This window comes from Rathayibacter sp. AY1F9 (assembly GCF_002932155.1).
Classification (GTDB): domain Bacteria; phylum Actinomycetota; class Actinomycetes; order Actinomycetales; family Microbacteriaceae; genus Rathayibacter.
In genome coordinates this window covers 296,134-315,675 of sequence record NZ_PSVA01000002.1, presented here as the reverse complement: position 1 = coordinate 315,675, position 19,542 = coordinate 296,134, and the positions used below count along the sequence as shown (strand labels likewise).

The following is a 19,542-nucleotide window of genomic DNA, read 5'->3' as shown; positions in this document are numbered from 1 at the left end:
AGGCGCCCGCGAGCGGACGGATGCCCGCCGACTCCTCGTCGAGCACGTAGCAGACCGCGACGGGGCCGGGCCGCGTCGGCGGGGGACGAGGGCAGGGGGTGCTCGTCGTGTCCGTCAACGGTCAGGGATGGGCTGCGGTTCGGTGCGGACGTCGGAGGCAGCAGACGGGGCGTCCTGGGTCAGGAGAGAGTCGTGCGGAGCGCGGGCGGGCGCGGCGACGGGCGGGGCGGGGCGGCTCAGGGAGGATTCAGGAAAGAGAGGGTTGCGTCGTTACCGGGTCGTTATATAGTTCAAGTGCGTCGACCGTTTGCTGTGGCGGGAAGCGCGAGAAGTGATTGCAGGACACTCTTGGTGCAAGGGAATGAAGGCCGGCCGCTCGCCTCAGCGGCCGGCCTTCTGTCGTTCCCCCGGCCCCCTTCCTCCGACTCCCCTCCTCCCAGCACCCCGGCGTAGGCTGTACGGCGTCTGGATGTCAGGGAACCGCTTCCTGAGTGCCGTGAAGGAGGACCAGTGGGGTCGAGAGAGGCCGTCGCCGCCTGGGAGTCGCTCTTCCGCGCCCAGGTCCAGGTGATGCGCACCCTGAGCACCGAGTTCCCCTCGCGGGAGATCTCGATGAACGAGTACGACGTGCTCTTCAACCTCACCCGGCAGCCCGGTCGGCGCGCACGGCTGCGCGACCTGAACCGGCACGTCCTCCTGACGCAGCCCAGCGTCAGCAGGCTGATCGACCGGCTCGCCGCCCGCGGCTGCGTCGAGAAGAGCGAGGATCCGGCGGACGCCCGCGGCACGATCATCGCGATCACCGACGAGGGCTACGCGCTCTTCCGCCGCGTCGCGCTCACCCACATGAGGACCATCTCGGAGCAGGTCGGCGGCGTCCTCGACGAAAACGAGCTGAAGCAGCTGACCGCGCTCTGCGACAAGCTCCGCGACGGCATCGCCTCCGCCTGATCCGTCCCCGCTAGCACGGGCCGCAGCGACCGGCCAGGTCTTCGCCGCGGCGCGGGACTCGCGGATCATGGTGGTCACCATGAGTGACACCTCCCCCACCCTCGTCTGGCTCCGCGACGACCTGCGCCTGGCCGACAACCCCGCTCTGCGCGCCGCGATCGACCGTGGCGGCCCCGTCGCGGTCTGCTACGTGCTCGACGAGGAGTCGGCGGGCATCCGTCCGCTCGGGGGCGCCTCCCGCTGGTGGCTGCACGGCAGCCTCGCAGCCCTCGCCGCCGACCTGCGCGAGCACGGCGCCCCGCTGATCCTGCGCCGTGGGCCGGCCGAGGCCGTCGTCCTCCAGCTCGCCGAGGAGATCGGCGCCGGAGCCGTGCACTGGAACCGCCGCTACGGGAGGGCCGAGCGCACCGTCGACGCGGCGGTGAAGGAATCGCTCCGCAACGGCGGCCTCGAGGCCGAGAGCCACCAGGGCTCGCTGATGTTCGAGCCGTGGACCGTGCAGACCGGCGCCGGCGGCCCCTACTCCGTCTACACGCCCTTCGCCCGCGCCTGCCGCGCCAAGCCGACGCCGCGCGCGCCGCTCCCCCGCCCCCGCTCGCTCGACGGCGTCACGGGAGAGATCGCCTCCGACTCCCTCGACGACTGGGAGCTGCTGCCCACGCGTCCCGACTGGGCGGAAGGGCTGCGCGAGCGCTGGGTCCCCGGCGAGAAGGCGGCGGCCGACCGGCTGCGCGCGTTCCTCGCGGAGCAGCTCGACGACTACGCCGACGGCCGCGACCGGCCGGCGGAGGACGCCACCTCGAACCTCTCCCCGCACCTGAGGTGGGGCGAGATCAGCCCCTTCCAGGTGTGGCACGCCCTGGAGGAGGCGCACGCGAAGGGCCTGCACCGCGGCGACGGCAGCGACCGGTTCCTCTCCGAGGTGCTCTGGCGCGAGTTCTGCTACCACCTGCTGTTCCACTGGCCGGATCTGGCGACCGCGAACTTCGACACCCGGTTCGACTCCTTCCCGTGGGGACGCCCCGGCCAGGAGGCGATCGACGCCTGGCACCAGGGGCGCACCGGCTACCCCCTGGTGGACGCCGGCATGCGCGAGCTCTGGAGCACCGGCTACATGCACAACCGGGTCCGGATGGTGACCGCGTCGTTCCTGATCAAGAACCTGCTGGTCGACTGGCGGGTGGGCGAGGAGTGGTTCTGGGACACCCTGGTCGACGCGGACCCGGCGAGCAACGCCGCGAACTGGCAGTGGGTCGCGGGCTCGGGAGCCGATGCGTCGCCGTTCTTCCGGGTCTTCAACCCGGTCACGCAGTCGAGGAAGTTCGACCCGGCCGGCGAGTACATCCGCCACAACGTGCCGGAGCTCGGCGGAGTCGAGGGCGCCGCCGTGCACGAGCCGTGGACGCTAGGGGACACGCTGACCGGAGGCGCGGACGGCTACCCGGCGCCCCTCGTCGACCTCAAGGAGACGCGGGCGCACGCGCTGGACGCCTTCGCGCAGATCAAGAGCGCCCCGCGCGACATCTCGCCGAGGGGCGACGACTGAGCGTCGCCGGCTAGACGCGTCCCGCCGGGCCGGTGGAGCGGCCGGACCCGGCGAGCGGGTCCTCCTCCCCGCCCTGATCGCGCAGATCGCGGGCCGGGATGCCGACGAGCACCGCCCCGTCGGGCGCGTCCTTCACCACGACGGCGTTCGCGCCCACGCTGACGTCCGATCCGAGCACGAGCGGGCCCAGGACGACCGCGCCGGCGCCGACGACCACCCGGTCGCCGAGCGTGGGGTGCCGACGCTCGCGCCGGGCCGACCTCCCGCCCAGCGTGACGGAGTGGTAGAGCATGCAGTCGTCGCCGATCCGCGCGGTCTCGCCGATGACGACGCCCATGCCGTGGTCGATGAACAGGCGTCGGCCGATGGTCGCACCGGGGTGGATCTCCACCCCGGTCGCCGCGCGCGCCGCCTGGCTGAGCAGCCGGGCGGGCAGGCGGAGGCCCCGCCGCCACCAGGCGTGCGCGACGCGGTGCACCCAGACCGCGTGCACTCCCGGGTAGGAGAGGACGACCTCCACCGCGCTCCGGGCGGCGGGGTCGCGCTCCCGGGCGGTGCGGACGTCCTCGCGGAGCAGGGCGAGGAGCCCGGGACGCTCCGGTCCGGACGGGACGCGGCGCTCCGGCCGACCGTCGCGTCCGGAGCGGGGCGTCCCGCCTCGTCTCGAGGGGCTCAGCTGCGGAGGTCCTCGTACAGGACGGTCGAGATGTACCGCTCGCCGAAGTCGCAGACGATGGCGACGATGGTCTTCCCCGCGTTCTCGGGGCGCTTCGCGACCTCGAGCGCGGCCCACATGATCGAGCCGGAGGAGATGCCGCCGAGGATCCCCTCCTGCGCGGCCATCTCGCGGGCCACCCGCACGGAGTCGTCGAGCGTCACGTCGATGATCTCGTCGTAGACCTCGCGGTCGAGGATCGCGGGGACGAAGTTGGCGCCGATGCCCTGGATCTTGTGCGGCCCGGCGGTGCCCTGGGTGAGGAGCGGGGAGTCGATCGGCTCCACTCCGATGATCTGCACGCCGGGCTTGCGCTCCTTGAGCACCTGGCCGACTCCGGTGATGGTGCCGCCGGTGCCGATGCCGGCCACGAAGACGTCGACCTCGCCGTCGGTGTCCTCCCAGACCTCCTCCGCGGTGGTGCGGCGGTGCACCTCGGGGTTGGCGGCGTTCTCGAACTGGCGGGCGAGGATCGCGCCGGGGGTCTCGTCGACGATCGCGCGGGCGCGCTCGACCGCTCCGCGCATGCCCTCGCTGCCGGGGGTGAGCACGATCTCGGCTCCGTAGGCGCGGAGGAGGACCCGGCGCTCGACGGACATCGTCTCGGGCATCGTGAGGACGACCTTGTAGCCGCGGGCGGCACCCACCATCGCGAGCGCGATGCCGGTGTTGCCGCTCGTGCCCTCGACGATCGTCCCGCCGGGGTGCAGCTCGCCGGAGGCCTCGGCCGCGTCGATGATGGCGACGCCGATGCGGTCCTTCACGCTGTTCGCAGGGTTGTAGAACTCGAGCTTGGCGAGGACCGTCGCCTGGTCGGCGCCCTCCAGCCGGTTGATGCGGACGAGAGGGGTCCTGCCGACGAGCTGGGTCACGTCGTCGTGGATGCGTGCCATGGTGTGCGCTTTCTGCCGGGGCCGGCCGCCCGGGGCCCCGGAGCGGTGGGTGGAACGGGTGCTGCAGCGCCCCTCGGAGCGGCGCTCCCCCCACGATACGGATGCATCGACCCGAGGTCAGCACCCCGGACGCGCCCGCTCCTGCGCATCACCCGCCAGCTCCTCATCTCCACCGGGAGGAGGACGCCCCGCAGGCGCACCCGTCACGTACCATGAACCCGGGGGATCGCGCGACTGCTCGCGAGGCTTCTCGCCACCCTCCCTCACATCTCCGCGGCCCGGCGCCGCGTCGAAAGGACGACCGCTCCATGGCACTTCCCACTGCATCCCGCCGCTCCGTCCGGCCGCTCGGGATGTCGCTGCGGGCGGTCATGGGGTTCATCGGGATGAGCGCCGTGGCGGGCGTCCTGATCACCGTCGGCGTCACGCCGGCCCTCGCGCTGACGGGCCTGGCGACGAGCAACACGATCGGCATGTTCCAGAACCTGCCGGGCTACCTCGACGTGGGCCAGCTGATGCAGCGCACCAACGTCTACGCGAGCGACGGGACGACCCTCCTCGCCTCCGTCTACGACCAGAACCGCGTCGAGGTCGGCTGGGACGACGTCGCGCAGTCCGCGAAGGACGCGGCCGTCGCCGGCGAGGACCCGCGCTTCTACGAGCACGGCGGCATCGACCTCCAGGGCACGCTCCGGGCCATCGCCGTCACGCTGACGGGCGACGACCTGCAGGGCGGGTCGTCGATCACGCAGCAGTACGTGAAGAACGTCCTGGTGCAGAAGGCGGAGTCGATCACCGACGAGGCCGCGCGCGACAAGGCCTACCAGGAGGCGACGGACCCGACCCCCGAGCGCAAGCTCAAGGAGATGCGCCTCGCGATCGGCCTCGAGAAGGAGGCGTCGAAAGACGACATCCTGCTCGGCTACCTCAACATCGCCCTCTTCGGGGGCACCGTCTACGGCATCGAGGCCGCGGCGAACTACTACTACGGCATCCCCGCGAGCCAGCTCTCGACCTCGCAGGCGGCCGCGCTGCTGGCGATCGTGAACAACCCGGCGAAGTTCCGCTTCGACAACCCGGGCGACGAGGCGAACGGCGCCGCCAACGGCTACGCCGCCACCAAGGAGCGCCGCGACTACATCCTCTCGGAGGAGCTCAAGCACGGCCGGATCGACCAGGCCGCGCACGACGCCGCCGTCGCCGAGCCGATCACCCCGAACATCACGGAGCCCTCGACCGGCTGCACCACCGCCGGCAACGCCGCGTACTTCTGCGACTACGTGCTGAACGTCCTCCGCAACGACTCCGTCTTCGGGGCGACCGACGACGAGCGCTATCAGCGCATCCGCCAGGGCGGCTTCGACGTCGTGACGACCCTCGACCTCGACATCCAGCAGGTCTCGCAGGCGGCGCTCAACGCCTACATCCCCTCCGTCGACCCGCGCTTCCAGGTCGGCGCGACGGCCGCCTCCGTCGAGGCGAAGACGGGCCGCGTGCTCTCCATGGTGCAGAACACGCAGTACAGCCAGGACGAGCAGTTCCTCGCCGCGAACCCCGGCTACAGCGCGATCAACCTCAACGTCGACCTCAGCATGGGCGGCGGCTCCGGCGTGCAGACCGGATCGACCTACAAGGTGTTCACGCTGGCGCAGTGGCTGAAGGCGGGGCACACCGTCAACGAGTCGTTCGCCTCCCCCACCTCCGGCTTCAGCTCCTACCCCCAGAAGTGCAACGTCGAGGGCGACGGCGGCTACTACGGCAAGTTCTCGCCTCGCAACGACGACCCGTCGGAGGACGCGAGCTCGATGAGCGCGCTCGGCGCGACCACGAACTCGATCAACACCGGCTTCATGGGGATGGCGCAGCAGCTCGACCTCTGCGACATCCGCACCACCGCCGAGTCGTTCGGGATGCACCGCGCCGACGGCCGCGAGCTCGCCAACGGGCCGGCCTCGGTCCTCGGGACGAACGAGATCGCGCCCTTGACGGTGGCCAACGCCTACGCGGGGATCGCGAACGACGGCACGACCTGCTCGGCGATCGTCATCGACCGGATCACCGACAGCGAGGGCAACGCCGTCGCCGCCCCGGCATCGGCGTGCACGCCCTCCGTGTCGCCCGAGGTCGCCCGAGGGATGCAGTACGCGATGCAGCGGGTGATGACCTCCGGAACGGCCTACGCCTCGAACCCCTTCGACGGGATCGAGCACATCGGCAAGACGGGCACCACCGACGAGGCCGCCGACGTGTGGACGGCGGGCGCCAGCAAGGCCGCCTCCCTGGCGGTCTGGGTCGGCAGCATCAACGGCTTCGCCGACAACACCAAGCAGAACCTGCGCTTCATCAGCCTGACGGGCGAGAAGGGCACCATCCGCGCCTCCAACGCCCGGCACGCCATCTGGAAGCCGATCATGACGGCGCTCGACGAGAAGTACGGCGGGGACGACTTCACGGCACCGCCGGCCTCGATGCTCGCGTACTCGCCGCGATCGGCGGCGAACTCCGAGGTCCCCGACGTCACGGGCGAGACGGTCGAGAGCGCCACGGCCATCCTCACCGCCGCCGGTTTCGTCGTCGGGATGCACGAGTCGGTCGACTCCGCGACGATCCCGGAGGGCTCCGTCGTGTCGACGACGCCGAGCGCGGAGGAGACGGCGGTCGCCGGCGGGGTGATCCCCCTCCAGGTGAGCACGGGCAAGGCTCCGGCCAATCCGAACGACATCTCGGACCTGAACGGCGACCTGATCGAGTAGAGACGTCGCCCGTCCCGTGAAGGGGCCGATCCCTCCGGGGGTCGGCCCCCTCTGCTGTCGTGGCGCCGAGCCTGCGCGGGCGCCGTCGCGCCGACTCCGGGCGGACGGGCGTCCGGCGCGGCCGTGGCGCGCCTCGTCGGGGATGTCGCAGGCCTCGCCTAGGGTGCTGGTGCAGCGAGAGGATCCATCCTGAAGCGACCGAACGTCCCCGTCTTCCAGCCCCGTCGAACCGTCCACGGGGCTCTCGGCGCGCTGTTCGGATTCGTGATCGTCAGCGTCCTGGCGGGTCTGCTCGCCTCGCTCGTGGTCGCCCCCGCCGCCGCGCTCACCGGCGCGGCGACCTCCGGCACCATCTCGGCGTTCCAGTCCCTCCCGAGCTACCTCGAGGTCGGGCGCCTGATGCAGAAGAGCGACGTCTACGCGGGCGACCCGGACGATCCGACGCTGCTGGCCTCCTTCTACGACCAGAACCGGATCGAGGTCCCGGCCGACCGGATCGCCGACTCCGTGAAGGACGCGCTCGTCGCGAGCGAGGACCCGCGCTTCTACGACCACGGCGGGATCGACCTGCAGGGCACCCTCCGCGCCATCGCCAGCACCTACCTCCTCGACGGCGACACCCAGGGCGGCTCGTCGATCACGCAGCAGTACGTGAAGAACGTGCTGGTGCAGAAGGCCGAATCGATCCCGGACGAGGCGGACCGCGACCGCGCGTACGCGGAGGCGACGGCGACCACGGCCGAGCGCAAGCTCAAGGAGATGCGGCTCGCGATCGGGCTCGAGAAGGTGTCCTCGAAGGACGACATCCTCCTCGGCTACCTCAACATCGCGCTGTTCGGAGGCACCGTCTACGGCGTCGAGGCCGCGGCGGAGTACTACTACGGCATCCCGGCGGCCGACCTCTCCCTCGCGCAGTCCGCCTCGCTCCTGGCGATCGTGAACAACCCCGAGAAGTTCCGCTTCGACCGGCCGGACGACACTGCCAACGGCGAGGCGAACGGCTACGCGCAGACCCGGGAGCGGCGCGACTACATCCTCGACCGGATGCTCGAGACGGGGAGCATCGACCAGGCCGCGCACGACGCCGCGGCCGCCGAGGCGATCACCCCCGACATCACCCCACCGTCCACCGGCTGCCAGACGGCCGGCAGCGCGGCCTACTTCTGCGACTACGTGACCCACGTCCTCCGAGACGACCCGGCGCTCGGAGCGACCGACGACGAGCGCTACGCGGCGATCAAGCAGGGCGGCATCAAGGTCTACACGACGATCGATCTCGACCTGCAGAGGACCGCGCAGGAGCTGATGGACGAGCAGGTCCCCCCCTCCGATCCGCGCTTCGACGTCGGGGCGACGGCCGTCGCCGTCCAGAACGGCACCGGGCGCATCCTCACGATGGTGCAGAACAAGCGCTACAGCCAGGACCCGGACGTGATCGCGAGCGGGCCGGAGTTCTCGGCGATCAACCTCAACGTCGACGCGTCCGCGGGCGGCGGCAACGGCTTCCAGACCGGCTCCGCCTACAAGGTGTTCACGCTCGCCGAGTGGCTCGACCGCGGGCACACCCTGCTCGAGCAGTTCGACTCGAAGCAGAAGAACTGGACCGGCTTCGCCGACAGCTGCGAGGGCACCTGGGACTACGACTCCTACAACCCCAAGAACGCCGGCGACGGCGGCTACACCGACACCCAGACGGCGCTGTACTCGACGATCTACTCGCTGAACACGGGCTTCACCGGGATGTCGCACCTGCTCGACCAGTGCGAGATCCGCAAGCAGGCCGAGGCCTTCGGAGTGCACCGCGCGGACGGGACCGCGCTCGTGCAGTCGCCGGGAGCGGTCCTCGGCACCAACGAGATCGCACCGCTCACCATGGCGACCGCCTACTCCGGCATCGCCGAGAACGGCACGACCTGCACCCCCGTCGCGATCACGGCGATCGTCGGAGCGGACGGCCGCGAGATCGAGCCGGTGGAGACGACCTGCAGCCGGGCGGTGTCGTCGAGGGTCGCCTCGGCGATGCAGTACACGATGCTCAAGGTGACCGCCGAGGGCACGGGTGTCGAGGACGATCCGAAGAACGGCATCCAGCACATCACCAAGACGGGCACCACCGACAACTCCGCCGACACCTGGGCCATCGGCGCCTCGACCGAGACCTCCCTCGCGGTCTGGGTCGGCAGCATCTCGGCACGCGCGGACGGCTCGAGGGTGAACCTCGACTCGATCGACTTCGACAGCGGCTGGGCGCCCTCGGCCCGCCACCGGATCTGGAAGCCGTTGATGACGGCGATCGACTCCCGCTACGGCGGCTCCGACTTCCCGCAGGCCGACCAGTCGCTCATCGCGGCGCCGCAGGTCACCGTGCCGGACCTGTCGGGCCGGACCAGCGACTCCGCCGCGCAGGCGCTGATCGCCGCAGGGCTCACACCCGGAGCGACGTCGCAGGTCGACTCCACGCAGCCGATGAACACCGTGGCCGGCACCGGTCCGGCCGCGGGCACCCGCGTGGACAAGGGCTCGGTGGTGGGCGTGCAGCTGAGCACGGGGAAGGCGCCGCCCGCTCCTGCTCCGGGCGGCTGACACCGCTGGACCGGGATGTCGCCGGTCGGCGAGGATCTGCGACGGGAACGGGTCAGGGGGAACGGGTCAGGGAAGCCGGCTCAGGGCCCGACGGCTCCGGCGGGGAGGAGCCCGAACTCGACGAGCTCGTCGTCGGTGAGCAGTCGGCTGCGGATCATGAAGCGCTTGCCCTCGGGGGCTTCGACGCTGAATCCGCTGCCCCGCCCGTCGACGAGGTCGACGGTGAGGTGGGTGTGCTTCCAGTACTCGAACTGGGAGCGGGACATCCAGAAGTCGATCGGGTCCAGGCCGTCGAGCCGGAGCGACTCGACGAGCACGTCCGAGGCGCCGGTGCGGAACATCCCGGCGGGGAAGCACATCGGGGAGCTGCCGTCGCAGCATCCGCCCGACTGGTGGAACATGAGCGGCCCGTGCAGCGCCGTCATCCGGCGGAGCATGCTTGCCGCCTCCGCAGTGACGTCGACCCTCGTGGAGGTCATGGGTGGTGCTCCTTCGCTCGTTGTGCGGAATGTCTATATGCGCCCGACCGCTGACGGCGGACGCTCCTCCGGGCGGCGTCTCGATACGCCGCTGCGCGGACTACTCGATCAACATGAGGGGGCGCCCCCTCGTCCGATGCCTCGCCCGAAGGGCCGAGCACCGTTCTCCCGCGCGCCGTCAGGTGCCTCGCCCGTAGGGCCGAGCACCGTTCTCCCGCGCGCCGCCAGGTGCCTCGCCCGTAGGGCCGAGCACCGTTCTCCCTTGCGCCGCCAGGTGCCTCGCCCGAAAGGGCCGAGCACCGTTCTCCCGCGCGTCGTCAGGTGCCTCGCCCGCAGGGCCGAGCACCGTCCTTCCGCGCGCCGTCAGGTGCCTCGCCCGAAGGGCCGAGCACCGAACGGCGGATCCGCGTGCCAGCGGATCCGTCTCGGTGCGAACGCTCCCCGCTCCTCCCCACCCGGCCACGTCGGCGAGCCGACCGCGGCACGGGCGACGAGGAACGAGGAGCCCGTGCGAACCAGCTCAGAAGAAGCCCATCGGTCCTTCCGCGTAGGAGACGAGGAGGTTCTTCGTCTGCTGGTAGTGGTCGAGCATCACCTTGTGGTTCTCGCGTCCGATGCCCGACTGCTTGTAGCCGCCGAACGCCGCGTGCGCGGGGTACTGGTGGTAGGTGTTCGACCAGACGCGGCCTGCTTCGATGGCCCGGCCGGCGCGGTAGAGCTGGGCGCCGTTGCGGCTCCACACTCCGGCGCCGAGGCCGTAGAGGGTGTCGTTGGCGATGCCGATCGCGTCGTCGAAGTCGTCGAAGGAGGTGAGGGCGAGGACGGGTCCGAAGATCTCCTCCTGGAAGATGCGCATCGAGTTGCGGCCCTCGAACACGGTCGGGTTGACGTAGTAGCCGCCGCTGAGCTCGCCGCCGAGGTCGGCGCGGTCGCCGCCGATGAGCAGCTTCGCTCCCTCCTGCTTGCCGATGTCCATGTAGGAGAGGATCTTCTCGAGCTGGTCGTTCGAGGCCTGGGCGCCGATCATCGTGGCGGTGTCGAGCGGGTTGCCCTGTTTGATCCGCTTGACCCGCTCGAGGCCGTCACCGACGAAGTCGTCGTAGATCGAGCGCTGCACGAGCGCCCGCGACGGGCAGGTGCAGACCTCGCCCTGGTTGAGGGCGAAGAACGAGAAGCCCTCGAGCGCCTTGTCGTAGAAGGAGTCGCGTTCCGCGGCGACGTCGGCGAAGAACACGTTGGGGCTCTTGCCGCCCAGCTCCAGCGTCACCGGGATGAGGTTCTCGCTGGCGTACTGCATGATCAGGCGGCCGGTGGTCGTCTCGCCGGTGAAGGCGATCTTGCGGATGCGCGGGTGGGAGGCGAGCGGGGCGCCCGCTTCGAATCCGAATCCGTTGACGACGTTGAGCACGCCGGCGGGGATGAGGTCGCCGATCAGGTCGAGCAGCACGTGGATGGACGCCGGCGTCTGCTCGGCCGGCTTCAGCACCACGCAGTTGCCTGCGGCGAGCGCCGGCGCGAGCTTCCACACGGCCATCAGGATCGGGAAGTTCCAGGGGATGATCTGCCCGACCACGCCCAGCGGCTCGTGGAAGTGGTACGCGATCGTGTCGTGGTCGATCTCGGAGACTCCTCCCTCCTGCGCGCGGATCGCTCCGGCGAAGTAGCGGAAGTGGTCGATGGCGAGGGGGATGTCGGCGGCGAGGGTCTCGCGCACGGGCTTGCCGTTCTCCCACGTCTCGGCGACGGCGAGCAGCTCGAGGTTCGCCTCCATGCGGTCGGCGATCTTCAGGAGCATGTTCGAGCGCTCGGCGGGGCTGGTCTTCCCCCAGCTCGCGAACGCCTTCCAGCCCGCCTCGACGGCGCGGTCGACGTCGGCGGCGGTGCCGCGGGCGATCTCGCAGAAGGGCTTCCCGGTGATCGGGGTGATGTTCTCGAAGTACTGGCCGCTCGCGGGGGCGACGTACTCGCCTCCGATGTAGTGGTCGTAGCGCGAGCGGAAGGAGGCGACGGATCCCTCCGTGCCTGGATTCGCGTAGACCGTGGAACCCGGCTCCTGCGGTGCCTGCTCGGCGACCTGGTCGGCGTACAGCGTCATGTGGACCTCCATCGACGTCGTTGTCGTGGGCGCGGGGTGGGCGCCCGGTCCTGACGCTACGTCGCGGGGGGTTGCACGACGTTGCACGGGTCGACGCACCGGCGGGAGCGGCGAGGACGGAGACCGGACCGGCCGGGCGGAGACGCGGCCGCCCGAGGAGGAGGGCCCCGCGGCCCGGACCTCAGACGCTCGCGAGCAGGCGCTGGGCGATCCGGCTCATGTAGACGCCGTAGGTCACCGTGGCCGCTGCGGCCCCCGCGCCGACCCAGGACCACACCTGCGGCCAGGCGGAGCCATCGACGAGGACCACGACGACTCCGATCGCTCCGACCAGCGTCGTCCAGGTGGCGAGCCAGAAGTCGAGGGTTCGGCCGAAGATCCTCGCCATCGGGTAGAAGTGCAGGCCCACGATCACGGCGATCGCCGGCACGAGGAAGCGGTCGAGCCCGGTGCCGGTGAGGACGCCCACCGCGACACCGATCAGCACGCCCTCCGCGGCGAAGACCGCTCCGAACAGCAGACCGTTCGGCTTCGCCGCGCGGTCGGCGTCGGTGAGCTCCACCGCCATCCTCCGCCGGGCGACGAGGAGGCGGACGGCCTGCACGGCGAAGACCACGGCCGCGAGCGCGCAGACGGTCACGGCGGTCGTCGCCGCCGGTGCCGGCCAGCCGACCGTGGTGTCGCTCGCCCACCACATCGTGAAGACCGCCATCAGGAGCAGACCCCCCGCGACTCCGCTCGCGAGGGCCCGGGGAGGTGGTGCGAGGGTGCTCATGCGTCGAGGCTAGCGAGACGGCTCCGCGGCCTCACGGCTCCGGCGGCACTCCCGGGAGCGACCGGAACGGCTCAGCGCTGCTCCGCCTCGATCGTCTCGAGGTGCGCGGCGACACCGGCACGCCGCGGCGAGCGGGGCGGGAGGACGCGCAGGAGCTCCCGCCACACCTCCGCGTCGTCGCGGCCGTCCGGGCCCTCCGCCCAGGCGAGGAGGGTCGCGGGCGCCGCATCGGCGAGGACGCTCGCCCGCACCCGCAGGCGCAGCTCGCCGGCGATCGCCCGGATCCCCGGCGCCTCGGACGAGGGCAGCGGCGCGCCCCGGTAGGCGTCCAGGGCGAGACGGTGGGAGCCGCGGTCGAGCAGGCCCAGCACCTGGCGGGCGTCGAGGTCGACCGGGCTCGCCAGGCGGTAGGGGCGCGAGAGGGGCACCAGGCGCGGGAGGGTCGGCTCGAGCGCGCGGCGCAGCCGCACCATCTCGGCGCGGACGGTGACCACCGCGTCGTCCCGGCCGTGGAGCAGGAGGGCGAGCTGCTCGGCCGAGAGCCCGGCCCGGTGCCAGGCGAGCAGGGTCAGGATCTCGGCGTGCCGGCTGCTGAGCTCGAGCGTCGCTCCGGCGGCCGTCACCAGGCCCGTCTCGCGCCCGAGGACCCGCAGGCTCGGCGCCCGGGCCGCCGCCGTGCTCCGTGCAGCGGGCCGCCGCGGGCGGAGGAGCCGCTGCACCATCAGCTCGCTCTCGACGGCGGCGGCCGTGGCCTCCATCAGCGGGAGGGTCTGCGGGGCGACGACGTCGGCGCCACCGGTGATGTCGATCACTCCGAGGATCTCGTGCGTCTCGGGGTCGTGCACGGGGACGGCGGTGCAGCTCCACGGGTGCACGAGCGAGGCGAAGTGCTCGGCGCCGTGGATCTGCACGCCGTGATCGAGCACGAGGGCCGTCCCCGGCGCGGACGTCCCGACGTCGGGCTCGGCCCACGCCGCGCCCTCGACGAACGACATCCCCTCGGCGAGGCTCTTGAGGTGCTGGTCCCCGTCGATCCAGAGCAGCCGCCCGAGCGCATCGCCCACCGCGACCAGCACGCCGCTGTCCTCGTCGGCGTCGCGCACCAGCAGGCGGCGGATCACCGGGAGGACCGAGGCGAGCGGATGCCCGGTGCGGTACTCGCGGAGGTCGTCTCCCGAGAACGAGAGCGGTGCCGTCAGCCGGTCCGGATCGAGGCGCCGCCGCCGTGCGCGCTCCCACGACTCCTCGACCAGCGCGCGCCGCCGACCGCTGCCAGGGCGGGCCAGCCACGGGTTGGTCATGCGCTCCGCCTCGTCGTCGGGTCGGTGGGAGTCGACGCTACTCCGCGGAGCGCGGCGGCGCCTCTCTCCGCGCACCGGAACGGCGGCGCCCCCGCACCGCCAGCAGCAGCACCGCCGCCACCAGCACGGCGACGCCCAGGACGGCTCCCGCGGTCAGCCGCTCCCCCAGCACCGCCAGGCCGAGGAGGGTCGCGGTCGCCGGCTCCAGGAGGGTGAGCGTCGAGACGGTCGCCGCGGGCAGCGCTCGCAGGCCGCGCGCGAAGAAGGTGTAGGCCACGGCGACCGTCACCACTCCGAGCCAGAGCACGGCCGGGATCGAGCCGGAGAGCCGCGACGGATCGCCCAGCAGCAGGAACGGGAGCGCGAGCAGCGCCGCGGCTCCGAACTGGGCTCCCATGGCGGCGACGGGGCTGAGCCCGCGCTCGAGCAGCAGCTTGCTGCAGACGGCGTAGAGCGCGTAGGAGGCGCCGGCGCCGGCCGAGGCGGCGAGGCCGGGGAGTGTCACGCCGCCGGATCCGCCGCCGCTGAGGAGCACCACGCCGACCGCGGCGAGCGCGGTCGAGGCGAACCAGCGCGGGCCCGGGGTCGTCCGCAGGACGAGCCACTCCAGCAGGCCGGTGAAGGCGGGAGCGGAGCCGAGGGCGACGATCGTGCCGACCGCGACGCCGTTCTGCGCGGTGCCGGTGAAGAAGGCGGGCTGGTACGCGGCGACGCCGACCGCTCCGAGCACGACGAGCAGCACGACGGCGCGGGTCGGGCGGGAGCGGCTCCGCCGGCGCAGAGCCTCCACGCCGAGGAGAGCGGCCAGCAGGGCGCCGCCGAGGACGATGCGCGCCGCCCCGAGGAGGAGCGGATCCACGCCCGCCGCTCCGAGGGCCTGGGCGGTCCCCGTCGTGCCGAAGCAGACGGCGGCGAGGAGGACGGCGCCGATCGCCGAGGTCCGGGCCCCGCTCATCCCGCCCTGCTCCCCCGGCCGCCTGATGACCGGCTCCCAGTGTCCCAGGGATGGGCGCGTGCTCTTCCGCCTCTCGCACCGGGGGCCCAGGATGGAGGGACCGGACTAGCGGAGGAGCACGACGTGGGCATCGCGGAACCGTTCGACCTCGAGGACCACCACCGCAGCGCGCACGGCGCCCTGCGCGAGCACTTCTCGGTGCGCGAGTTCGAGGAGGTGCCGCTGGACCGCGAGGCCATCGTCGCCACCGCGTACCTGCGGGCGATCGAGCACGCCACCGTGGCCCGGGTGCTCCCACTCGCGCGCGCCCACCCCGACGAGCAGGTCCGCGCGTTCGCGTCCGTCTGGGCCGCCGAGCGGCACCGGATCGCCGACGCCCTGGGCGACGTGCTCGCGGCCTCGCCGCAGATCCGCGGCATCGACATCCGCCCGCCGGAGCCGACGGTGAGGTCGCGCCCGCTCCTCGACCGCGCCGCGGCCTCCCTCGCCGGCCCCGTCGCGCTGGCCCTCGCGGTGGACGCCCGGGTCGCGGTGCACGGCTACCGCCGGCTCGCCCGGCTCTCGCTGCACCCCGAGATGGAGCGCCTCGCCGAGACGGTCACGGGCATCCTGGAGCGGCAGGCCGACTTCTTCACGGTGCACGCGGCGGGACGCCTCGGACGCCCGCTGCCGCGCCGGGTGCAGGCGGCTGGCCTGCTCGCCGTGCTGCGCCTCCCGATCGGCGAGGCCGACCTGCCGGAGGCTCTCGCGCGCGAGGGCCGGGAGCTCGTCTTCGGCCGGGACGACGGCGGACTCGACGGGATCGACGCGGGCGTCGTCGCGGCGTTCGCGCTGCCCTGCACGGCGGCCCGGCGGCTCGTGCACCCGTACCGGCCGGTGTCGATCCGTGCCGCGCACCGCCTCGGACGACTCGCGGCCGACACCCGCGCCGCCGTCACGACCCTGCTGGAGCAGGTGCGCGAGTAGCGGCGGCGCTCAGCCCAGCAGCTCGCGCACGTCCTCGGCGGTGATCCCGCCGGTGGCCGCCGCGCCGTCGTCCGACATGACCGCGGCGAAGAGCGCGGCCTTCGCCTCCTTGAGGGCCATCACCTTCTCCTCGATCGTGTCCTTCGCGACCAGGCGGTAGACCATGACCGAGCGGGTCTGGCCGATGCGGTGCGCACGGTCGACCGCCTGCGACTCGGTGGCGGGGTTCCACCACGGGTCGAGCAGGATGCAGTAGTCGGCCTCGGTGAGGTTGAGCCCGAAGCCGCCGGCCTTGAGCGAGATCAGGAACACGCCCGCCGCGCCCGAGCGGAACCGCTCGATGACCTCGTCGCGCTTCTTCGTCGCTCCGTCGAGGTAGGCGTACTCGATGCCCGCCGCGTCCAGCCGGCCGCGGACCCGGCCGAGGAACCGCGTGAACTGGCTGAACACCAGCACGCGGTGCCCCTCGCCGAGGGCGTCGCCCAGCAGCTCGTCGAGCAGGTCGAGCTTGGTCGAGGGCACGCTCTCGTGCGCCTCGTCGACCAGTGCCGCGTCGAGCGCGACCTGGCGCAGCACGGTCAGCGCGCGGAAGATCGCGAAGCGGTTCTTCTCGAAGTCGCCGATCAGGCCCAGCACGCGCTGCCGCTCCCGCGCCAGGTAGGTGTCGTAGACCTTCCGCTGCTTCGGGCCGAGCTCGACCTCGAGGGTCTGCTCCTGCTTGGGCGGCAGCTCCTTGGCGACGAGCTCCTTGGTGCGCCGCAGCATCAGCGGGCGGATGCGCCGCCGCAGCTGCGAGAGCTTCTCGCTGTCGGCCTCGCGCTCGATCGGCTTCTGGTAGAACTCGACGAACCCGGCGGGCGAGGGGAACAGGCCCGGAGCGACGATCGACAGCAGCGACCAGAGCTCCATCACGTTGTTCTCCATCGGCGTTCCCGTGATGGCCAGCTTGAAGGGCACGTCGAGCCGGCGCGCGAGCTGGTGCGTCGCCGACTGGCGGTTCTTGACGAACTGCGCCTCGTCGAGGAGGAGCCCCGACCACTGGATGCCCGAGTACGACTCGTAGTCGAGCCGGAACAGGGCGTAGGAGGTGACGACCAGCTCGGCCTCGCCGATGACGCTCGAGAGCGCCTTCCGCTTCTTCTTCGACGTCTCGTCGATCCCGACGACGCGGAGGTCCGGGGCGAAGCGCTTGGCCTCGCCGACCCAGTTGGGCACCACGCTGGTGGGCGCGACGACGAGGAACGGGCGCGGCGAGGTGCCCGCCTCCGCGGCCGCGGCGCGCTGCTCCTGCATCACCCGGGTGACCAGGGCGAGGGACTGCACGGTCTTGCCCAGGCCCATGTCGTCGGCGAGCACGCCGCCGAGCTGGTTGTCGTAGAGGAACGAGAGCCAGTCGTAGCCGAGCTGCTGGTAGGGCCGCAGCTCCACGGCGAAGCCCTCGGGCAGGACCCGCGACTCCAGCGCACCGGTCGCGGTGAAGCCGGAGAGCCCCTCCACGGAGCGGCGCCAGGCGGCGGCCTGGGCCTCCACGACGCCCAGCTCGACCAGCTCGTCCCAGAGGGAGGACTGGAACCGGCTGATCCGCAGGGTCTCGCCGGGGTCGTCCGAGAGCTCGCGGGCCTCGGCGATCAGCTCGCGGAGGCGGCCGAACCGCTCGTCGTCGAGGGCGAAGTAGACGCCGCTGGGCAGCACCATGTACTCGTCGCCGCGGGCGAGCGCGAGGAAGATCTCGGCCAGCGGGACCGCCTCGTCGTTGACGGTGACGGAGATCTCGAGGTTGAACCAGTCGCGGCTGTCGGGCTGGGCGACGGTCTGCACGGCGACCACGGGGGCGGTCTGCGCCTCGCGGTACTCGACGCGCTCGCCGATCTCCTCGATCTCGACGGTGCCGAGCTCGCGGAGCCGCTCGACCTCGCCGGTGAGGAAGCCGACGGTCTGCATGCCGCGCAGGTCGAAGGTGGGGCGCAGGCGCCTGCTCGACGGGGACACCAGGGCGGGCGTCGACTCCGGGTCGAGACCCGCTCCCACGAGGGAGTCGAGGATCCGCTGCTCGGCCTCGGGGTCGCGGTAGCCCGCGTCCTCGCCGACCCGCAGCGGGAGCCGCTCGGCGTCCACGCCGCCGCGCGCCCCCTCCACTCCGTAGCGCCACCACCACGAGCCGCGCAGGCCCGCGCCGTCGGTGTGCTCGAGGGTGAGGCCGAGGCGCGGCTCGGGCACCGCCGGCGCCTCGAAGGAGCCGTCACGGGAGACGATGTCGAACAGCCGGTGCAGCCGCTGGTAGTGCTCGGTGAGGAACGCCGACTCCTCGGCCACCGGGATGCGGATGGCCTCGCGGCTCCAGAGGAACGTGCGCGCGGAGGACAGCAGCGGCGCGGCGAACGGGATGAGCGTGACCGGGCGGGCGCGCATCTCGTCGCCGCCCTCCCACGTGTAGAGGCCGACGGCCGGGTCGCCGATGAAGCCGAACTCCTCGGGCGCCGGGTGGTCGCCGATCGCGACGAGCGAGCGCAGCTCGAGGCCGGCGGCGGTGCGCGTGACGTCGATGGAGGCGGTCGCCGTCGTGTCGAGGATCTTCAGCGGCGTCTGGTCGCGGTCGCCCATCACCAGGCCGATGCCCGCGCGGACGGCGCCGTGCAGGGCCGCCCAGATCGCCTCGCTCCGGCACTGGTCGAGGTAGAGCCAGGTGTCGGGCGAGTAGTAGCTGGAGGCGCTGTGCCCGGAGAGCAGGCCCTGCATCTCGCGGATCACGTCGATCTGGCGCTCGTCGTAGTCGTGGCTGTAGTGCAGGTAGCCGAGGTCGCGCCAGCTGGTGCCGGTGCGGACCCAGCGATCGCGGTCGCCCATCCGCACCGGGCGCACGCCCAGGCGCGGGCGCGGCTCGGGCGGTGGCCGGTAGGAGTTGTAGCGGCCGGGCGGGCGACGCACGGGCTCGCCGGGCAGCAGCTCGAACTGCAGGCCGAGCGGGATGCCGGTGTGCGAGCGCTCCGCGCCGGCGAGGAGCGGGGCGAGCGCGCTGCGCCACTCCGGGACGGCGTCGACAGCGGCCTCGCCCGGGAAGGGACCGGCCACACCGCCCTCGCGCTCGCGGCGCAGGGCCTCGATCAGGACGGCGGCGACGTGCTTGCACTCGTGCTTGACCGGGCAGCTGCAGGCGCCGCCGAGGAGGGTCCAGTGCTCGCCCTCGTCGCGGAGCTGCACGCTCACGGCGTACGGCGAGCGCCCGGATCCGCGGACCTGGCCGAAGAGGCGGGTGCGGCCGCCGAACCACTGCAGCTCGCGCACGCGGCCCTCGTCCGCGTACGCGGTGCCCTTCTCAACGGCGGCGGTTCCGACGAGGGCGCGGATGTCCTGCTCGGAGAAGGGCTCGTGGCCGGCGGTCACCGGCCCGGGTGCGGCCGACGGCAGCACCTCACCGGGGGGACTCTGGCGGGCCATGGACCTCACGCTCTCCGCGCTCGAACGAGCGCATCCGTCTATTCAACCCGATTCCGGAGGCGCTGCGAGCCGCGGGCCGGGATCCGTGGAGGACG

13 protein-coding genes are annotated in these 19,542 nt (G+C 72.3%); 5 read left to right on the top strand and 8 right to left on the bottom strand.

Going from position 1 to position 19,542, the window contains the following annotated elements:
• Positions 1-570 precede the first annotated feature (570 nt).
• Positions 571-951 (top strand): MarR family winged helix-turn-helix transcriptional regulator, encoded by a 381-nt coding sequence (locus C5C37_RS03155; RefSeq protein WP_104257198.1) that lies wholly within the window; start codon positions 571-573, stop codon positions 949-951.
• Positions 952-1,030: 79 nt separating this feature from the next.
• Complete coding sequence (locus C5C37_RS03150; protein ID WP_104268611.1) at positions 1,031-2,497, top strand: deoxyribodipyrimidine photo-lyase; 1,467 nt, start codon at positions 1,031-1,033, stop codon at positions 2,495-2,497.
• 10 nt (positions 2,498-2,507) lie between these two features.
• Here the strand turns inward: C5C37_RS03150 and epsC are convergent, their stop codons facing one another.
• On the bottom strand, positions 2,508-3,074 hold the full coding sequence (gene epsC, locus C5C37_RS03145) for a serine O-acetyltransferase EpsC (protein WP_104224204.1): 567 nt from the start codon (positions 3,072-3,074) through the stop codon (positions 2,508-2,510).
• Positions 3,075-3,169: 95 nt separating this feature from the next.
• A complete protein-coding gene (gene cysK / locus C5C37_RS03140) occupies positions 3,170-4,105 on the bottom strand; it encodes a cysteine synthase A (RefSeq protein WP_104237779.1) in 936 nt (311 codons plus the stop codon).
• Positions 4,106-4,413: 308 nt separating this feature from the next.
• On the opposite strand from cysK, the gene C5C37_RS03135 reads away from it, so the two are divergent.
• Complete coding sequence (locus C5C37_RS03135) at positions 4,414-6,858, top strand: penicillin-binding protein (RefSeq protein WP_159939720.1); 2,445 nt, start codon at positions 4,414-4,416, stop codon at positions 6,856-6,858.
• 264 nt (positions 6,859-7,122) lie between these two features.
• Complete coding sequence (locus C5C37_RS03130) at positions 7,123-9,441, top strand: transglycosylase domain-containing protein (RefSeq protein WP_104338450.1); 2,319 nt, start codon at positions 7,123-7,125, stop codon at positions 9,439-9,441.
• 80 nt (positions 9,442-9,521) lie between these two features.
• Here C5C37_RS03130 and C5C37_RS03125 read toward each other — a convergent pair whose 3' ends face one another.
• The 5 genes from C5C37_RS03125 to C5C37_RS03105 form a co-directional block, all read right to left on the bottom strand.
• Positions 9,522-9,920, bottom strand: a complete 399-nt coding sequence (locus C5C37_RS03125; protein ID WP_104233437.1) for a DUF779 domain-containing protein — start codon at positions 9,918-9,920, stop codon at positions 9,522-9,524.
• A gap of 520 nt (positions 9,921-10,440) precedes the next feature.
• Complete coding sequence (locus C5C37_RS03120) at positions 10,441-12,015, bottom strand: aldehyde dehydrogenase family protein (protein ID WP_104233506.1); 1,575 nt, start codon at positions 12,013-12,015, stop codon at positions 10,441-10,443.
• Between the two features lie 181 nt (positions 12,016-12,196).
• Positions 12,197-12,790, bottom strand: a complete 594-nt coding sequence (locus C5C37_RS03115; RefSeq protein ID WP_146085178.1) for a hypothetical protein — start codon at positions 12,788-12,790, stop codon at positions 12,197-12,199.
• A 71-nt stretch (positions 12,791-12,861) separates the two neighbouring features.
• The gene (locus C5C37_RS03110; RefSeq protein WP_104233439.1) at positions 12,862-14,091 is read right to left on the bottom strand and encodes a GAF domain-containing protein; all 1,230 of its coding nucleotides are present in this window, start codon (positions 14,089-14,091) and stop codon (positions 12,862-12,864) included.
• Positions 14,092-14,128: 37 nt separating this feature from the next.
• Entirely contained in the window at positions 14,129-15,046 is a 918-nt protein-coding gene (locus C5C37_RS03105; protein WP_104338449.1) for an EamA family transporter, read from the bottom strand.
• Positions 15,047-15,169: 123 nt separating this feature from the next.
• Between C5C37_RS03105 and C5C37_RS03100 the strand changes: the two genes are divergently transcribed.
• Positions 15,170-16,012, top strand: a complete 843-nt coding sequence (locus tag C5C37_RS03100; protein ID WP_104225933.1) for a hypothetical protein — start codon at positions 15,170-15,172, stop codon at positions 16,010-16,012.
• 9 nt (positions 16,013-16,021) lie between these two features.
• Here the strand turns inward: C5C37_RS03100 and C5C37_RS03095 are convergent, their stop codons facing one another.
• Positions 16,022-19,447 carry a DEAD/DEAH box helicase gene (locus tag C5C37_RS03095; protein ID WP_104224188.1) on the bottom strand — a complete coding sequence of 1,142 codons (3,426 nt, stop codon included), beginning with the start codon at positions 19,445-19,447 and terminating at the stop codon, positions 16,022-16,024.
• Between the last annotated feature and the right edge of the window lie 95 nt (positions 19,448-19,542).